Source organism: Rhodobacter flavimaris (assembly GCF_021378075.1).
Lineage (GTDB): Bacteria > Pseudomonadota > Alphaproteobacteria > Rhodobacterales > Rhodobacteraceae > Rhodobacter > Rhodobacter flavimaris.
Genome location: NZ_JAJUOS010000004.1, coordinates 40,712 through 58,469, shown reverse-complemented (window position 1 = coordinate 58,469; position 17,758 = coordinate 40,712). Strand labels below are relative to the sequence as shown.

The 17,758-nt window shown below is 64.5% G+C and carries 16 protein-coding genes and 1 tRNA gene; 4 read left to right on the top strand and 13 right to left on the bottom strand.

Features of this window, described 5'->3' with window-relative positions:
- Positions 1-93: 93 nt before the first annotated feature.
- Genes LZA78_RS06720 through cysQ form a run of 3 tightly spaced genes read right to left on the bottom strand, consistent with a single transcriptional unit; the run spans position 94 to position 2,908 of the window.
- On the bottom strand, positions 94-1,314 hold the full coding sequence (locus LZA78_RS06720; RefSeq protein ID WP_233676170.1) for a glycosyltransferase family 2 protein: 1,221 nt from the start codon (positions 1,312-1,314) through the stop codon (positions 94-96).
- Positions 1,311-2,111: a 3-deoxy-manno-octulosonate cytidylyltransferase gene (locus LZA78_RS06715; protein ID WP_233676169.1), complete on the bottom strand. Its 801-nt coding sequence runs from the start codon at positions 2,109-2,111 to the stop codon at positions 1,311-1,313. The genes LZA78_RS06720 and LZA78_RS06715 overlap by 4 nt, the downstream gene beginning before the upstream one ends.
- A complete protein-coding gene (gene cysQ, locus LZA78_RS06710) occupies positions 2,111-2,908 on the bottom strand; it encodes a 3'(2'),5'-bisphosphate nucleotidase CysQ (RefSeq protein ID WP_233676168.1) in 798 nt (265 codons plus the stop codon). Before cysQ ends, LZA78_RS06715 begins: the two co-directional genes overlap by 1 nt.
- A gap of 130 nt (positions 2,909-3,038) precedes the next feature.
- On the opposite strand from cysQ, the gene LZA78_RS06705 reads away from it, so the two are divergent.
- Positions 3,039-3,866, top strand: coding sequence for an ABC transporter permease (locus LZA78_RS06705; protein WP_233676167.1), 828 nt, complete (start codon positions 3,039-3,041; stop codon positions 3,864-3,866).
- On the opposite strand, the gene LZA78_RS06700 is transcribed toward LZA78_RS06705, so the two are convergent.
- On the bottom strand, positions 3,863-4,894 hold the full coding sequence (locus LZA78_RS06700; RefSeq protein WP_368861019.1) for a LacI family DNA-binding transcriptional regulator: 1,032 nt from the start codon (positions 4,892-4,894) through the stop codon (positions 3,863-3,865). The genes LZA78_RS06705 and LZA78_RS06700 overlap by 4 nt on opposite strands.
- A 255-nt stretch (positions 4,895-5,149) precedes the next feature.
- On the opposite strand from LZA78_RS06700, the gene LZA78_RS06695 reads away from it, so the two are divergent.
- Both LZA78_RS06695 and LZA78_RS06690 read left to right on the top strand, forming a co-directional pair.
- Positions 5,150-5,226 (top strand) — tRNA-Arg (locus tag LZA78_RS06695).
- A gap of 474 nt (positions 5,227-5,700) precedes the next feature.
- The gene (locus LZA78_RS06690; RefSeq protein WP_233676165.1) at positions 5,701-8,262 is read left to right on the top strand and encodes a GcvT family protein; all 2,562 of its coding nucleotides are present in this window, start codon (positions 5,701-5,703) and stop codon (positions 8,260-8,262) included.
- A 75-nt stretch (positions 8,263-8,337) separates the two neighbouring features.
- Here the strand turns inward: LZA78_RS06690 and LZA78_RS06685 are convergent, their stop codons facing one another.
- Positions 8,338-8,946 carry a glutathione S-transferase family protein gene (locus LZA78_RS06685; RefSeq protein WP_233676164.1) on the bottom strand — a complete coding sequence of 203 codons (609 nt, stop codon included), beginning with the start codon at positions 8,944-8,946 and terminating at the stop codon, positions 8,338-8,340.
- A 173-nt stretch (positions 8,947-9,119) separates the two neighbouring features.
- Here LZA78_RS06685 and LZA78_RS06680 point away from each other — a divergent pair, with 173 nt between their 5' ends.
- Positions 9,120-9,665 (top strand): carboxymuconolactone decarboxylase family protein, encoded by a 546-nt coding sequence (locus LZA78_RS06680; protein ID WP_233676163.1) that lies wholly within the window; start codon positions 9,120-9,122, stop codon positions 9,663-9,665.
- Here LZA78_RS06680 and LZA78_RS06675 read toward each other — a convergent pair.
- The 8 genes from LZA78_RS06675 to LZA78_RS06640 form a co-directional block, all read right to left on the bottom strand.
- Positions 9,662-10,450 carry a DNA-binding transcriptional regulator gene (locus tag LZA78_RS06675; RefSeq protein WP_233676162.1) on the bottom strand — a complete coding sequence of 263 codons (789 nt, stop codon included), beginning with the start codon at positions 10,448-10,450 and terminating at the stop codon, positions 9,662-9,664. The genes LZA78_RS06680 and LZA78_RS06675 overlap by 4 nt on opposite strands.
- Positions 10,451-10,488: 38 nt before the next feature.
- Positions 10,489-11,331, bottom strand: coding sequence for a fumarylacetoacetate hydrolase family protein (locus LZA78_RS06670; RefSeq protein WP_233676161.1), 843 nt, complete (start codon positions 11,329-11,331; stop codon positions 10,489-10,491).
- 3 nt (positions 11,332-11,334) lie between these two features.
- A complete protein-coding gene (gene mhpA, locus LZA78_RS06665; protein WP_233676160.1) occupies positions 11,335-12,828 on the bottom strand; it encodes a bifunctional 3-(3-hydroxy-phenyl)propionate/3-hydroxycinnamic acid hydroxylase MhpA in 1,494 nt (497 codons plus the stop codon).
- 3 nt (positions 12,829-12,831) lie between these two features.
- The gene (locus tag LZA78_RS06660) at positions 12,832-13,812 is read right to left on the bottom strand and encodes a VOC family protein (protein WP_233676159.1); all 981 of its coding nucleotides are present in this window, start codon (positions 13,810-13,812) and stop codon (positions 12,832-12,834) included.
- 103 nt (positions 13,813-13,915) lie between these two features.
- Complete coding sequence (locus LZA78_RS06655) at positions 13,916-14,914, bottom strand: TRAP transporter substrate-binding protein (RefSeq protein ID WP_233676158.1); 999 nt, start codon at positions 14,912-14,914, stop codon at positions 13,916-13,918.
- Between the two features lie 29 nt (positions 14,915-14,943).
- Entirely contained in the window at positions 14,944-16,245 is a 1,302-nt protein-coding gene (locus LZA78_RS06650; protein ID WP_233676157.1) for a TRAP transporter large permease, read from the bottom strand.
- Positions 16,242-16,727, bottom strand: coding sequence for a TRAP transporter small permease (locus LZA78_RS06645; protein WP_233676156.1), 486 nt, complete (start codon positions 16,725-16,727; stop codon positions 16,242-16,244). Before LZA78_RS06645 ends, LZA78_RS06650 begins: the two co-directional genes overlap by 4 nt.
- A gap of 175 nt (positions 16,728-16,902) precedes the next feature.
- Entirely contained in the window at positions 16,903-17,661 is a 759-nt protein-coding gene (locus LZA78_RS06640; protein ID WP_233676155.1) for an IclR family transcriptional regulator domain-containing protein, read from the bottom strand.
- Positions 17,662-17,758 lie beyond the last annotated feature (97 nt).

Sequence of the window (17,758 nt, the reverse complement as noted above, 5' to 3'; positions counted from 1 at the left end):
GGCGTTTTCACATGCAGAAAACAAGAAGTGCTCCCGGCGGCCGAAACATGCCTCGCGGAAACTTGCTTGGACTGAAAGATTTGCGCGAGCGGATCAGCGGGCGCGGAAAGGGGCGATCCTCGCGATCTCGCGGCGCAGTCGCGCAGCGAAGCGCCACGGAAAGAAGGCGGGCTGGCCTCGATCTGATTTCCCCCACAGCCCGCCGCTTTGCTCCCAGTAGCCGTCGGGGTGAAACCGGACCCGGTGGCGGCGGATCGAGGGAGCGAAGAGAAAGAGCGAGACGACCGCGCCTTGGGTGACCGCGCCTGCGGCCTCGGCGCGTTTGGCACGCGCCTGCCAGATGCGGCCTGCAACGATGCGGCGTGGGCGCGGCCCTACGGGGAACGGCAGGAAGGCATCGGGTGACGGGCCGATCGCGGGCAGCGGTTCGATTGCGCGGGCCTCGCCTGCGTCCAGCCCCTCGGTCAGGCTGTGCAGGAGCGGCCCTACTTCGCTTCGCGACATTCTCCCATCAGCGACATAGTTCTCAAGCCGCGCGCGTTGGGCCTCCATCAGGGCTGCGCGCGCTTCGGGGATGGCTTTGGCTGGGGCGTGCTTGCGCCAGAACACAGCCGAAGAGGCCCCGATCTCGTGCAGGTCCGTCGGCGTCCTGTCGGCCTTGCGCCGGGCCGAGGCGGCAAAACCGTGATGCACCTGCGCGCCCGGCACGATGGCCGTCAGCCCGCCGGTCTCGGCCAAGCGCAGGTTCAACTCGGTCTCATCAAGGAAGAAACGGAGCGCCGTATCGAAGCCGCCAATCGTCGCCACCGCGTCTCGGCGAAAGGCGCAATTAGTGCCCTCGGTCCGGATCGCGCCATTGGGCGGCGGCGGTAGCAATGTCGCTTGCACCTCATCCACGCTCAGCGCGTGGCTGATGCCAAGCCGGTCGGTCTGCGAGGCCTTCCATTGATAGGAGATCCCGTTACGCCCGCGCACGAACCCGCCTGCGGCCACCACGCGCGGATCTGCGAAAGGCGCGGTCAGGCGGCAGAGCCATGCCGGCTCGGGCACGGCATCGTCGTCGATGAAGGCAATCACCGGCGCTGCGGCCGTCGCGATCCCTGCATTGCGCGCGACCGAGATATTGGCCTCGTCAAACGCCACGCGCTTGACTGGCAGCCCCTCGGCAATCGCCAGCCCCTCCGGGTCGGCGACCACGATCACTTCGAACTCCGGGTGATCGAGCTGAGCAAGGCCGCGAAGGCAGATCGCCAGATGATCGGGTCGGTGGCGCGAGACGACAATGACACTCGCGCGCACCGGGGTAGGCGTCATTCGAGGCCCATACCCGCCATCATCGCCTCGATCCGGGCGACATCCGAGGGGTTGTTCAGCTCCCAGAACTCGCGCCCGCGGGCCTCGACCTCGGTGCACAGAACCGCGCGGCCGTTTTCGAGGAAGCGCAGTTGTTCCAGCCCTTCAAGCGTTTCCAGCGGGCCGATGGGCCAGTCGGAGTAGGCCAGAAGCGTCTCGGGACGGTAGGCATAGACGCCGACGTGATGGAAGACCGGCGTGGGGGCGGTGGGCATGTAGCTTTCCGAGGTGTAGGGAATGACCTCTTTCGAGAAGTAGATGCCGCGATTGCCCGCGCCGAAGACGGCGGTGGTGCCGCCGACGCGGCCATGATGGCGGTCCTCGCGCAGGCTGGCCAGCATCGCGCCCTCGCAGCGCAGAACGGGAGTTGCCAGCTCGGCCCAGGGGTTTGCCTCAAGCCCCGCGATCAGATCCTCGATGAACCAGGCCGGGGTCAGAGGCGCGTCGCCTTGCAGGTTCACCACGATGTCGTAACCGCCGCCAATGTTGCTGTAGGCCTCGGCGCAGCGCTCGGTCCCGTTGCGGCACTCGGTCGAGGTCATCACGACCTCGGCGCCATGACGCTCGGCCTCTGCCTTGATGCGCTCGTCATCGGTGGCGACGACGACGCGGTCAACACCCTTCACGGCCATCGCGGCCTCCCAGCTACGCTGGATCAGGGTCTTGGACACGCCGCTTGCCCCGGTCAGCGCGACGAGCGGCTTGGCGGGATAGCGGGTCGAGGCGTAGCGGGCGGGGATGACGATCAGGACGGACATTATTTCACCAGAAGAACGCCGGGGGCATAGGCGATGAAGAAGGGGTTTTCGAAGCCGGGCTTGCCATAGGTAAAGGGCGTGTGGTCGTCGAAGCGCACCATCTCGCCGCCCGCGCCGCGCAGCACCGCGTCGCCCGCCGCCGTGTCCCATTCCATCGTGCGGCCAAGACGCGGGTAAAGATCGGCCTCACCGGTGGCGACCAGACAGAATTTCAGCGACGAGCCCGCCGAGGTCATGTCTTTAAGGCCATATTGCGCGATGTAATCGTCGGTCGCCTGATCGCGGTGCGATTTCGACGCCACCACCATCAGCCCGCGATTGTCGGGAACCGAAACCGTGATCGGCGTCTGCGTTCCGGGGGCTTCCTTGTCGAACTCCGGGCCCACCTCTTCGACCGAGCGGCCGTCGGCCAGTGTGTAAAACAGCCGTCCCTTGGCGGGTGCATAGACGACGCCGCGCACCGGAACGCCATCGAGCACATAGGCGATGTTGACGGTGAAATCGCCGCGACGCTGGACGAATTCCTTGGTGCCATCGAGCGGATCGACGATCAGGAAGGTGCTGACCTGCTGGCTGTGGCTTGCCGCCTGCTCCTCGGTCACTTGCGCCACCTGCGGAAAAGCCTCGGCCAGACCTTCCGAAATCAGCGCATCGGCGGCCTCGTCGGCCTCGGTCACGGGCGAGGCGTCTGACTTCGACTTCACCTCGAACTCGGGCGAGTTGTAGATTTCCATGATCTTGTCGCCCGCTTCCAACGCCAGGCGGCGCATCACGCTGACGAGTCGTTCATAATCCATCTTGCACTCCATTCCAGATCGCCCGAGGCCCGATTGCTACGCGGCAACACCCACCTTATGATGCGCCATCAACGGAACGGCAAGTTTTCCCGGCCATGATCGGGGCACGGAAAGGCCAGGATCGCAGGGAATGTTCAAGGCAAAGCGCAGCAATTCAACGCTCGGCTCGACCTTCAGCCTGCTGGAACTGGTGTTTCACCTGACCGCGCGGCGCATCCGCGGATCAAGCGGGAATGCCATCGTCGGTTTGCTGTCGAACATGACCCAGGCCATCATGATGGTCGCCATCTTCTATCTGCTCATGAACATCATGGGGATGCGCCGCGCCGCAGTGCGCGGCGATTTCATTCTCTACCTGATGAGCGGCGTGTTCCTCTTCATGACCTACAACAAGACCATGTCGGCGGTGTCCGGGTCAGGCGGACCGACATCGGCGATGATGAAACACGCGCCGATGACCACGGCGGTGGCGATCCTCTCCTCGGCGCTGTCGGTGCTTTACAACCAGGTCCTGACGATGGTGATCGTGCTCTACCTCTACCACGCGGCCATCACCCCGATCGAGATCGAGAACTGGGTCGGCACCCTTGGGATGCTGATGCTGGCGTGGTTCGTGGGTATCGGGATCGGTTTGGTGTTTCTTGCGGCCACGCCCTGGGCGCCCGGACTGATCGGGATCATCCGGCTGGTCTATACCCGCGCCAATGTCATCGCCTCGGGCAAGATGTTTCTGGCCAACACCCTGCCCCCGAAGATGCTTGCGATGTTCAGCTGGAACCCGCTTTTCCACCTGATCGACCAGTCGCGCGGCTTCACCTTCATCAACTACAACCCGCATTTCACCGACTGGCATTACCCGCTTTATGTCGGGCTGACGTTGCTGATGCTGGGCTTGCTGGGCGAGTTCTACACCCGCCAGCATGCCTCGGCCAGTTGGGGTAAGGGCGGCGTCCTTTAAGCGCGGCGGATCGTGTCGCCGTATTGGATAACCGGCTCCAGCTCGACCACCTCGCCGCCGATCAGCCCCTGATGCGGACGTCCGGCGATGATCTGCGCGGCTGTACGGCCAATCTCGCGGCGGCAGGCGTCCATCGTGGCCAGACGCACCGGCAGACCGTCGAGCAGATCGACCCCGTTGAAGCCCGCAAGCCCCAGCTTGCCGGGCACGTCATAGCCGTTCTCAAGGCACCACAGCAGGCCGCCCGCGCCGATCATGTCATTCGAGTAATAGAGGAAGTCGATGTCCGGGGTGCGTTTCAGCATCGCCTCGGTCATCTCGCGGCCCTTCAGCAGCGCAGACCCGCCCGAGTAGAACTCGGTATCGGCCAGCGTGATACCCGCCTTCGCCAGACCTTCCTCGAAACCCTCAAGGCGTTTGCGCGCGCGGTGGTCCTCGGGCATCTTCGTGCCAAGGAAACCGATGCGCCGGTAACCCGCCGCCAGGATCGCCTCGGCCATGTGCAGGCCCGCGCGGCGATGCGAGATGCCGACGACCGAATCGACGCCGCGCCCATCCACATCCATGATCTCGACCACCGGCGCGCCAGCGTTCTCAAGCATGGCGCGCGCGGCGGGGGTGTGTTCGATCCCCGCGATGATCAGCCCGGAAGGCCGCCACGAGAGCATCTCGTAAAGCACGCTTTCCTCTTTCTCGGGGGAGTAGTTCGTGACGCCGAAGACCGGTTGCAGCCCGGTGTCCTCCAGCTCCTGGGAAATGCCCGAGAGCACCTCGGGGAATACCAGGTTCGACAGCGAGGGCACGATCACGCCCACAAGGTTCACCCGCTGCGAGGCCAGCGCCCCCGCGATCTTGTTGGGCACGTAGCCAAGCTCTTTGGCGGCCTCGAGCACCTTCTCGCGCGTCGCGTCGGACACATCTCCTCGGTTTCGCAAGACCCTGCTGACCGTCATTTCCGATACGCCGGAAGCCTCGGAGACATCGCGCAGAGTCAGCGGGCGGCGGGGTTCGACAGGAGGTCTGGACACGCAATTGGCCTTTCGTTGGGAATATACCTTGTTAGCGCCAAATATTTCTCTTGCGCAAGCGTCTCGCGCTGGCTATGTTAGCGATAACGGCGGAGGGCTAGAAACCGAACAATCCGACGCCGGCGATACCAGCAAGCGTGTAGACTCCGATCGCTGAGCTGGGTTGAAAAGGGGGAGCGGTGGGCCAATACGCTCCCCCTTTTTGCATCTTCGATCCCTTGCACGATGAACGATTGCCCGCGATAAGGGGGCAACGGCCCCGTGGCTCAACTGGATAGAGCAGCCCCCTCCTAAGGGGCAGGTTACAGGTTCAAATCCTGTCGGGGTCACCACACCTACAACATCAATGACTTACGCCTTTGACGAGGTCGTTTTCCGTGAGGGCCTGATCGGGGCGCTGCCGATTTCCGCACAGTTCTGTTTAGCCGCCACATAACTCCAAGCCGGATGACTCCGCGCGCGGCGGCGCGGACAAGCAGTCCCCGCCTCCAACACCGAATCACGGCAAGGATGTTTGACGGTCGCGCGCGCCGGGTTACTGTCGATGGCGAAAAACACACGGCTCGCGGTGCAGAATTCGAGCGGATGACCCGGATAACCCGCGTCGCCATCGTCACACCGGGCGGCACCGCGCTTACCCGCCAGACAGGAGAAAGCTTGATCGCGAATTTCGGCCAGCGGAGCCGAGAGTACCTCGATCCGACACGAACCGTCGCTTTTTGTCCTGCAAACGCCGGTTGGATCATAGCGACGATCCCCTCCGTGCAAAGACTGAACACAGCCCTCTAGAACAACTGGAATCACTCATGTCTTCGTTTCCTGAACGCGCAAAAGTCGTCATTGTCGGCCTCGGCGGCATCGTCGGCGCCTCTGTCGCGCATCACCTGATCGAGCGCGGCTGGGACGATATCGTCGGTATCGACAAGTCCGGCATCCCCACCGATATCGGCTCGACCGGCCATGCCTCGGACTTCTGCTACTGCACCAGCCACGATCTGCTGAGCACCTGGACCACCATGTACTCGGTCGATTTCTACGAGAAGATGGGCCACTACTCCCGGATCGGCGGGCTTGAAGTGGCGCGCGTCGGCGACGATGCCCGAATGGAAGAGCTCAAGCGTCGCTGCGACTCGGGCCGCGCTTTCGGCACCCGCGTCAAGATCATCTCCGCGGCCGAGGCCAAGGAGAAATTCCCGCTTCTGGAAGAAGACCAGATCCAGGGCGCCATGTGGGACCCGGATGCGGGCCTCGTGATCCCGCGCTCACAGACGGTTGCGGGCAAGCTGGTGGATGCGGCCGAGAAGTCGGGCAAGCTGAAGGCTTTCGCCAACACCCCCGCGCTGTCTCTGATCACCGAGGATGGCCGCATCAAGGGCGTGAAAACGGCCCGCGGCACCATCATGGCCGATTACGTCGTTGTCTGTGCCGGTCTCTGGGGCCGCCTGATCGCCGAGATGGCGGGCGAAGACCTGCCGGTCATGCCGGTCGACCACCCGCTGACCTTCTTCGGGCCCTATGACGAGTTCGCCGGCACCGGCCTCGAAATCGGCCGTCCGCTGCTCCGCGACCAAGGCAACTCTGCCTATATGCGCGACACGGGCGACCCGGCCACGACCGAGGGCGGCCAGATGGAATGGGGCTATTACTATGAGAAGGACGTGCGGATGGTTCACCCGCGCGACATTCTCGAAAAGGAACAGTCGCGCCTGTCGCCCTCGATGCGCGATCTTGTCCTTGATGACGTGATCGAGCCGCTGGAACGCGCCATGGAACTGACGCCGATCCTGGCCGAGCTTGGCTTCAACGAAAGCCACTCGTTCAACGGCTTGCTGCAAACCACCACTGACGGCGGCCCCTCGATGGGCGAAAGCCGCAAGCTGCGCGGTCTGTGGTATGCCGTGGCGATCTGGGTCAAGGACGGCCCCGGCATGGGCAAGCTGATCGCCGACTGGATGACCGATGGCCGCACCCATATCGACCACAACCGCATCGACTATGCGCGCTTCGCCGACTTCCAGCTGAAAGAGGATTTCATCTGGGGCCGCTGCCTGGAAACCGCCGCCAAGATCTACAATCCGCCGGTCCACCCGCGCGAGCCCTTCGGCAACGCGCGTGACATCCGCCGCTCGCCCTTCTACGAGCGTGAAGTCGAACTGGGCGGCTATTTCATGGAACTCGGCGGTTGGGAGCGGGCGCATGGCTACGCCGCCAACGAGCACCTGCTGGAGAAATACGCCGATCAGGTTCCGGTGCGTGAAAACGAGTGGGACAACCGTCACTTCTGGCGCGTGTCGAACGCCGAGCAGCTGGAGATGAGCGCGGATTGCGCGATCATCAACCTGTCGCACTTCCACATGACCGACATCTCAGGCCCCGATCATGTCGCACTGATGGAATACCTTTGTGCGGCCAAGATCGGTGGCGACGGCAACATCGGCAAGGGGATCTATACCCACATGCTCGATGACGAGGGCAATGTCCGCGCCGACTTCACCGTGTTCCGCATGGAAGACCGCTGCCGTCTGGTGAACGGCGCCGATGCCGGCCCGCGCGACCAGATCTATATGAAGCGCATGGCGCAGGACATGGGCCTTGACGTCACCATCACCGATGTGACCGAGGATTTCACCACGATCGGTATCTGGGGCCCGAACGCCCGCGAGAACCTGAAAAAGGTGGTCGCGGATCCGGACATGCTCGAGAAAGAGAACTTCCCCTTCGCGGCGATCAAGACCATCGAGATCGCAGGCAAGAAGGTCTCGGCCTTCCGCATCTCCTATGTCGGCGAGCAGGGGTGGGAACTCCACATGCGCTACGAGGACGGCCTCGCCGTCTGGGACGCGCTGCGGGGCGTGGGCGTGATGGCCATGGGTGTCGAGACCTATGCGAACTCGCGCCGTCTGGAAAAATCGCTTCGCCTGCAAAACGCGGACCTGCATACGCAGTACAACCTGCTGGAGGGCGACCTGGCGCGCCCGAAGGTCAAGGAGGCCGACTTCCGCGGCAAGGCGAAGCACCTCGAGTATCGTGAGCGCGACCACCAGCCCGCCATGCTCTGCACGCTGGTCATGACGGACAATACCGACAGCAAGGGTGTCGCGCGCTACCCGGTCAACACCATGCCTGTCATGGACCCGGAGACCGGCGAGGTTCTGATCGACGAACTGGGCCGCCGCTCCTACACCACCTCGCAGGCCTATGGTCCGACGATCGGTAAGAACATCATGCTGGCCTATCTGCCCTGGGATTACTGCCAGGTCGGTCGCAAGCTGAGCGTCACCTATTTCGACGAGACCTTCCCGGTCGAGGTTGCAGGTGTGGGCTATGCGCCGCTCTATGACCCCGAGAACCTCAAGCCGCGCAGCTGAGGCTTTTTGGTATCGCTTCGCTTAATCAACTCCGGCGGCCTCCGCCGGAGTTTTCTATTGTGATGCAGCGCGGGCTTAGCCGGTGGTTGCCAAGGCCCGTGCGACCGCAGGCCGTTCCATCATGCGCTGCATGTAGCCTTGCAATGTGTCGTTCAGCTCCACCCCGATCCGAGCGTGCCAGTTGAGCAGGTAGAACGCGGCGGCATCCGCGATGGAATAGTCCCCCATGATATAGTCGGCACCTGCCAGCCGGACCGCCAGCGCCTCGTAGCCTGCCTGCACCACCGTCTGGCCATGCAGGCGCAGCTCGGTCTGCGCGCCCGGGTCTGAGACGAACTTCTGCGGAAGCATGGCCAGCGTCGCCCCACGCATGTGCAAGGTGGCCACGATCTGGTCGATCAGTTCCAGCGCGCGGACCTCGGCCTCCAACCCTTCCGGCAGCAGGCCCGCCTGCGGAAAGCTGCGCGCGAGCCATAGCGCGATCGCGGGGAACTCGGTCAGCAGGGTTCCATCCGGGCGCAGCAATGCGGGCACCTTACCCTTGGGGTTGATCCGCAGGTAATCGGGATGCCTTTGGGCGCCGGTCTTCACGTCGATGATGCGCGTCGCATACGGCTGGCCGATCTCTTCGAGAATGAGCCTGATCCCGAGCGAGCACGCCCCCGGCGAGTGAAACAAAATCACGCGATGCCTCCTGTTCTGGCCCGTCGCCGCAGATTGACCGGTTCCTCGGTGCAGTCGCAATATGGTCACGCCGGGGTCGTGAGATCTGTCCACCTGATGGACGGAACACAGGGTATTCTTGTCGCGCCGCGGCTGCCCGGTGTCTTGGATTCAGCCTGCGACGAGAGGACGTGATGAGCGACACACCCAACTCCGCCTGCCCACCCCTGTCCGATGCGGACTGGCCCGAGTCCATCGCCGATCTGCGCGACGGCTTTGCCGGGGCGCTCAATGTCTATCGCACCATGGCCCATCACCCCGCGCTTCTGCGGGCCTGGGCCCCGTTGCGCCAGCATGTCGTCAAGGACAGCGCATTAGGCACCGACCGGTCCGAGGTCGTGATCCTGCGCGCGGCCTATCGCATGGGATCGGCCTATGAATGGGCGCATCACGTCAGCCGGGCACGCGCGCTTGGATTTGACGACGCGCGCATCGCGGCGCTGCGCGACACGCCTGCGGGCGAGGATGCGCTGATTGCCCGCGCGGTGGACGCGCTTTTCGACCTGCGCCGCCTGCCACCAGAGCTGGAGGCCAAATTGGCGGACGCAATCGGTCGCCCTGCCGTCATCGACCTTATCGCCACGGTCGGGTTCTACTCGGTCCTCGGTTACCTGCTGATGACCTACGACACGCCGATTGACGCCGATATCGCCGCGCAGATGGCGCGCGCGCCGCTTTAATCCGGCAAGGCCTGCGCGATCTTTTCCGCGATCTCGGTGAGCGGCTCGGCGAAGCTCTCCAAGGCCTTGCGGCCCGACATGGCAGTGCGGATCCAGATCATGGAGACGCAGCCCAGCACCCCGCCCTGCGACAGGATCGGCACCGCGATCGAGGCCGTCTGCGCCCGGAACTCGCCCGCATCGCGCAGCGCGACACCGCGTTTGCGCGTTTCCTCGATCATCCGCGTCAGACGCGCCGGCTCCAGAAACGGCTGGTCCGCCGGATCGCCAAGGCGTCGCAGATGGCCGATGATCAACTCGCGCTCCTCCTGTCCGCAGAAGGACAGGTAGGCACGCCCCGCCGAGGTGCGCAGCACCGGCAGCCGGTAACCGATCATCGCGCGGTCGATCGACAGCGGCGAACGCCCGTGCGTGGTTTCCTGAATGACCATCGCCGCATTGTCGTACACCGTCAGGTCAAGCGGCCAGACAAGCCGCGCGCCGTAATCGGCAAAAAGCGGCACCGCCGCCTGGCACAGCTCGGAGGTCAGCGCGTAGCCATCCCCCAGCGAGGCCGCAAGGCGCGTCACCCGCACAAGGTTCGAACTGCCAGAATAGACAACGTAGCCCGCCTCTTCGAGGGTTTCGAGAAGCCGATAGACGGTCGGGCGCGGCAGGTTCAGCGCGCGGGCGATCTCGCCGGGGCGCGCCTCTCCGGCGGTGTTGACATGGCGCAGGATCGCAAGCCCGCGCGTCAGGGCGCGGACGGAGTCTGGTTTCGATTTTGGCCGGGCGCTGTCGGACATGGGTGTCACTCTGTCACGCCCGGCCATCCGGTGAAAGCTCAGCCTTCGTTGCGCACCGGGTTCGACAGGATACCGATGCCCGAGACCTCGACCTCGCAGATATCGCCATCGCGCATCCACAGTTGCGGGGTGCGGCGCGCACCGACGCCACCGGGCGTGCCCGACACGATCACGTCGCCCGGCAGAAGCGGCAGGATCGTCGAGCAATAGGCGATCAGGCGCGGGATCGAGGTCACCAGCATCGAGACATCGGTGTCCTGCACGACCTGCCCGTTGAGACGGGTTTGCAGATGCATCTTGGTCGGATCGGGGATCTCGTCGGCGGTCACCATCCAGGGGCCGAAGGCACCCGTGCCCGCGAAGGTCTTGCCCGGCATGAACTGATGCGTGTGCTTTTGCCAGTCGCGCACCGAGCCGTCGTTGTAGCAGGCGTACCCCGCGACATAGTCAAGCGCGTCGGCCTCGGAAATCCGGCGGCCTTCCTTGCCGATGATCACGGCGACCTCGCCCTCGTAGTCGAACTCGTCCGACTCGAGCGGTTTGATCAGCGCCTCGTCATGGCCGATCTGGCTACCCGCGTAGCGCGCGAACAGGACCGGGTTCGGCGTTTCCTCGCGCCCGGTTTCCTCGATATGCGCGTGGTAGTTGAGGCCCACGCAGATGATCTTGTCGGGGTTCGGAATGACCGGGGCATGGGTCACCGCGTCAAAGGCGTAATCCGCAGGCTCGCCCGCAAGCGCCGATGCGCGCGACAGATCGCCCGCCGCAAGGAAGTTGCGCAGCGTGGCTTCGGCAAAGCGCTTGCCCAGATCGACGATCCCGGCCTCGGTCACCAGCCCGTAGCTGGCCGTGCCGTTGTGAATGAAGGAACAAAGTTTCATGGTTCAGACCATCTCCGGTTCTTGAATGGTGACAGGGTTGGGACGGCACAGCGCGATCAGCGCGGCCAGTTCTTCTTGGGTATCCGCCGCGCCAAGCGTGTGGCGGTCGGGGCGCAGGACCGTTGCGCGGGCGCCAAGCCGGGCGAGATGCTCAGCCGCGTTCGAGTTGGCCGTGGTGACCAGTCCGACACCGTCAGGCAGATCCAGCCCCTCGGCCAACGCGGCCTCGGCAACGACAACGAACTGGTGCATGAAGATCGCGTCCATCCGCTGGCCATCCGCGAGCCGGGGCTGCCCGAAGAGCCGCCCGGCCTTCTCGCCGATCCCGATCCCCGCCCCAAGCGGCGGCGCGATGCTTTCCATCCGGGCCGAGCCATCGCTTGAGGGCAGCGCCGCGCGCAGAGCCGTCTCGGTGCCGCAAGTATTGATCAGCCCGCCAAGCCGCACGGCCGTCTGGATATATTCGCGGGCATTCGGCTTGCGCTCGCTTTCATAGCTGTCAAGCAGCGCTTCGGCCTCAGCCCCCGACACCGCGCCCTGGCAGACCAAAGCGAGCTTCCAGTAGAGGTTCGAGACATCCCGCGTGCCCGCGCACATGCCTTGACCCATGAAGGGCGGGGTCTGGTGACAGGCGTCGCCCGCCAGGATCAGCCGCCCCTTGCGCCAGTCCTCGGCGACAAGCGAGTGGAAGACATAGACCGCCGTGCGCTCCAGTTCCGCCTCTTCCGGCGTCAGCCAGTCCTTCAGCAAGTCCCAGACGCGCTCGGGCTTCGAGATCTCCGCCGCATCCTCGCCGGGCTGGACCGTGATCTCCCACCGGCGGCGCATTCCGGGGCCGCGCACATAGGTTGCCGGGCGTTCGGGCACGCAATACTGGATAGAGTGATCGCCCAGTTCGGGCTTGTCCTGTTTCAGGATCACGTCGACGACCAGCCAGCGTTCGTGGAAGCCGTAATCCTCCATCCCGGTTTCGATGTAGCGACGGATGATCGAGCGCGCGCCGTCACACCCGACGACATACTTGGCCGAGACCCGGTTGATCTTGCCGCAGGACATGTCCTCGTAGCGCAGTTCGACGCGGTCGCCGTGATCCTGCACAAAGAAGACGTCGCAGCGGGTGCGGACGGTGACCGTCGGACGATCGGCCAGCGTGTCGCGCAGGATCTTCTCCAGATCCGGCTGGTGAAAGCGGTAATTCGCGCGCCAGCCCTGCGGGCCTTCGCCCTGTGGGCGCGGCCAGTCGAGCAGCAGCTTGCCCTGAGGGTCGACGAAACGCATGCCGGGATGCAGGGCGGTCAGCGGCTCCATCTTCTCGGCGATGCCGATCCACTGGAACACGCGCATCACCTCGGCGTCGAAATGCACCGCGCGCGGCAGGTGGTAGGCGGCGCTCTCACGCTCCAGCACCAGGGTTTTCAGCCCGCACTGCCCCAGCAGATGTGCCAGAGTGGCACCGGCAGGGCCATAGCCCACGATGGCGACGTCAAACTCTTCCATCTCTCAGATTCCTTGTTTCGCAAGTTCGCCGAACAGCCAGGGGCAGTCGGCCATCGGCGGCGAGCGCTTGCCGCGCGCGGCCGCATCGAGGCGCATGTCGCGCAGGCGTTTGCGCCCGCCCTCTTCGGTCAGGTAAAGCCGCTCGTGCCCCCAGAAGCTGGGGCCGTCATGGGTCTCGTGCGGCTCCCATGTGGCGGGGTCGATCAGCCGCCCGCCCCAGCCGTTCTCGACAAAGAACCCCGAGGGCGAGTTTGCGTAATAGCTGGTCATGTAGTCGTTGGTGTGGCGGCCCAGAGTGTAGGCGACGCGCCCCTCTTCCTGCTGTGCAAGGTCAAATCCCTGCCCCACATCGTCGAGGCTCTGGAACTCCACCATGAAGTGATGGAACCCCGCCTTGCCCGAGCCGACCATGGCGAAGGAATGGTGCCGGTCATTCAGGTGGAAGAAGTAAAGCCCGTAGGGTTTCAGCCCGTAGTCCGAGACATGGAAATCAAGCAGATCGCGGTAGAAGGGCATCATCACCTCGATGTCCTTCACATGCAGCACCGCATGGCCCATGCCGAGCGGACCGGTCTTGAACCCGTCGATCGGACGCCCCGGCACGAAGGGGTCAGAGGCGATCATCGGCGCGTGGAACAGCTCCACCCGGTTGCCCGCCGGATCCTCGAACCAAATCAGGTCGCCGACAAAGCGCCGATCCGCCAGTTCGCGCGATCCCAGGTGAACCCGCACCCCGGCCGCATCGAGACGCGCGGCATAGGATTGCAGATCGTCCTTGAAAGCCACCTCGAAGCCCAGGAAGGCCAGCGTCTCGCCCGGTTCATCCGAGACCAGCAACCGCTGCACCCGGTCATCCATGCGGAAGGCCAGCGCCTTGCCGCCCCGGTCGATCTTCTGCATCCCGAGGAGCTTGCCGGCGAAATCGCTCCAGTCGTCGAGCTTGTCGGAACGCACACCAAGATAACCCAGAGCATTGATTGCCATGGTCGTCTCCATTCGTTGAAGAGGAATTCGATCATTCTAGACGGGGCGAAAGCGCACCCCGAGGCGGTATCCCCGCCCGTCCGTCAGACGGACGGGGACATGATCATTTGCCGCCCAGCTCACCCGCGCGGATCAGAACGGCCTCGGCCACGGCCGGGTCGGCCTGCTCGGCCAGCCATTTCGCCGGGGCATCGGCCAGCGCCGCATCCCACTTGGCCTGCGTGTCGGCATCCAGATCGGTGAAGGTCACCTTGCCATCGGCGCGGAAGGCTGCCTCGATCTCGGCATCGGTGGCATCGACCACACCGGCAATCCACTCCGCCGTCGCGCGGCCCGTCATGTCATCCAGAACGGCGCGGTCAGCGTCGGACAGGCTCTCATAGGCGGCCTTGTTCATCAGGATCGCCATCGGCTGCGCGGTAAAGCGCGTGTCGGTCACATAGGGCGCAACCTCGTTCAGGCGGAAGGTGCGATAGGCATCCATCACCCAGACCGCACCCTGCACCACGCCGCGTTCAAGGTTTTCATATACCTGCGGCGCGGGAACCGAGACGCCCGAAGCACCCACCAGATCGAACAGGGTCGAGCCGAATTTCGACGGCGAGCGCAGCTTCAGCCCTGACAGATCGCCGGGCGCCGTCACCGCCTTGCCGGTCATGAAGAAGCGATAGCCCGGCGTCGTGAACAGCGCGACGATCTTGTAATCGGCATATTCCTTGTCGAGCGCCCCTTCCTCCGCCAGCGTGTTGAGGATGTTGGTGCCGCCAGCCGAGGTGGTCACCATTCCGGGCAGTTCAACCACACCGCTGTTGGGGAACAGGCCGGGCGTATAGGTCGGCACCACCAGCGCCACATCGGCGACACCGGCCTTCACCAGTTCGGCCTGCGCGGGCGGCGCACCGAGCATCGAACCGGGATAGAGCTTGAACGCATTGCCCTCGGACAGTTTCGGGTTGATCTCGTCGATCCAGGCCTGAAGGATCTTGGACGAGTAGAACCCCTGCGGCGGCTCGAAGGACGAGACGCGCATCTCGCGGGCCTCGACGGCGGGGGCCGCAAGCACAAGGGCCAGAGCGGCCGTTTTCAGGAACGTGTTGAGCATGGTATCCCTCCCTTGGATATCCTGTTCGGTCAGATTGCGATGCGCGGCAGCCAGGTCACGATTGCGGGGATGGCGATGATGATCGCTACCCGGACCAGGTCGGCCATGACGAAAGGGGTCACTCCGCGCCACAGATCCATCATCTGCAACTCGGGGTTGGTGGTCTTGAGCACGAAGAGGTTCATGCCCACCGGCGGGGTGATGAGGCCCATCTCGACCACCATCACGGCGAAGATGCCAAACCAGATCAGGTCGATCCCCGCGGCTTGCGCGACCGGCACGAACAGCGGCACCGTCAGCAAGAGCATCGCCAGGCTGTCCATCAGCGTGCCGAGGATCAGGTAGATCGCCAGCATCAGCAGGATCACCAGAAGCGGCTGGTCGAGGATGCCTGCGAACAGGCCGGTCAGCGAGAAGGGCAGCCCCGACAGCGCGAGGAAGAAGTTGAAGAGGTTCGCACCGATCAGCACCAGGTAAAGCGCGCCGCAGGTGAGGGCCGTGTCCATCGAGGCGTCGAAAAAGCCCTTCCACGACAGCCGGCGCGAGAACACGCCATAGGCCAGCACCACTGCAGCCCCGATCGCCGCCGTTTCATTCGCGGTGAACAACCCGGAATAAAGGCCGCCCATGATCAGCCCGAAGATCCCCAGCGGCGGCACCAGCTCGCGGATAGCGGCGCGGCGCTCGGCACCATTGGCGCGGCTACGGCTCGGGGCGGACGAAATCCCCAGCCAGATCGGCACCCAGATCGCCAGGCAATAGAGGCTGACAGCAAGAACGATCGGCCCGGCGGTGGCCAACAGCAGCGAGCGGATCGACTGCTCGGCGATGAAGGCATAGATCACCAGCACGGTCGAGGGCGGGATCAGGATCCCAAGCGTGCCACCCGCCGCGACCGACCCTGCCGACAGCGCCCGCGAATAGCCGGCCACCTGCATCTCGGGCAGGGCGATGCGCCCCATGGTAGCGGTCGTCGCCAGCGACGAGCCCGAGATCATCCCGAAGCCCGCCGAGGCCCCGATGGTCGCCAGCGCGAGCCCCCCGCGACGATGGCCGATCAACACCGACATCGACTGGTAAAGCTTGGTCGAAAGCCCGCATTGCGCAGCCATGTTACCCATCATTACGAAGAGCGGCAGCATCGTCAGCGTGTAGTTCGTCAGGCTGTCCCAGATCGTCGTGGCGCCAATCGTCATCGCACCGGACACGCCGATGATCATCGCGGCCCCGCCCAGACCCACAAGGCCAAGCGCAACGGCAACCGGGATCTCGAGAAAGATCATCAGGATCGCGGCGACAAACCCGATCCCGCCAAGGGCCAGACCGCTCATTCCCAGCCCCCCGCGCGGCGCCACTCGAGCCAGAGCCCGACACAGGCCGCGAAGAAGGCCGCCCCCAGCGTGATCGCCGTCACCGACAAAAGCACCGGCATCGGCAGGCCAAGATCCGCCGAGGTCTGGGGCGAGCCGAATTTCGAGATCGCATTTTCGCCCATGATCCAGACCAGCACGGCGGCAAAGATCACCGAGGTCACCGCCCCGACCCGCCCGAGCGGCTTGAGGAACAGGCCGGGCTTGAGTTCGGAGAGCAACTTGGCGGTCACATGGCTGCGCAGCGCATAACAGACCGGCATCGACAAAAGCGCCCCGAAGCCGATCGAAAACGAGGTCAGCTCGATCGCGCCCGGCACGTTGATGCCCGCCACCTTGCGCAGCACGACATCGGTCACGGTCACCCCGATACCCAGCAGGAAACACCCCGCCGCGGCGCTCAAGAGCGCGATGGAGATCAATGGGTTAGTCTTGAGCATCATCGCTCACGCCCTCCCAAGCGCGCAGGCCGCGTCGCGCGGCATCATCGTCCCGATGTCTATATGTTCGGCCACGCATTCTCCCAAACGGCGGCCGTAACTCCCGCCTTCGAGATAACGTAGTCGGTGCGTCAAAACGAAGCGGGTCGCATGGAGTGTCCACCAGACGGACATAGCCTCAGGCAAGGACGCGGCGCAAACCCGCCTGCACCCGCAGCAGCGAGGGAAGGTAAAGCCGGACAAGCTCTGCCGCATCGCCCTGCACTGCGGCAACGCCGGTGTTCAGCGCCGCGACCACCCGGCCGCGTGAGGATATCAATGGCACGGCAAGCGAGCGCAGACCCATCTCGACCTCTTGGTCGATCAGCGCATAGCCCTGTGCGCGCACCTGTGCGAGGCGCTCCATCAGTTCCCCCGGATCGGTGATGCTGTGGGCCGTGCGCGGGCTGAGGTCAGATCGCTCGATCAGCGCGCGCGCCTCATCCTCGGGCAGGGCCGCCAGCAGAACCCGCCCCATCGAGGTGCAATGCGCAGGCAGGCGCGAGCCGGGCATCAACCCGATCGACATCACCCGGCGCTGTGCGGCGCGGGCAAGATAGACGATCTCGGTTTCATCGAGGATCGAGACCGAGGTCGATTGCCCGATCTGTTCCGACAGCTGGTCGAGCCAAGGCTGCACCAGTTGCGCCAGCGGCAGCGCGGCAAGCGCGCCCATGCCCAGGCGCAAGACACGCGGTGTCAGGGTAAAGAACTTGCCGTCGTAATCGGCGTAACCGCCCTCGTGCAGCGTCAGCAGGCAGCGCCGCGCGGTGGCACGATCAAGCCCGGTGATCTCACTGACCTCGGCGATACTGAGTCGTGGCCGCTCGGCCCGGAAGGCCTCGATCACGCTCAGCCCCTTCAACATCGAGGCGATAATGTCGGTTCTGTTCACCATGCGCACGACAATTTGCGCATTCCGAACAAATGTCAACATGCGCACAAATTGCCTTTGTCCACCGAGGCGCCGCCCCTAGGGTCGCGCCAATCCAAAC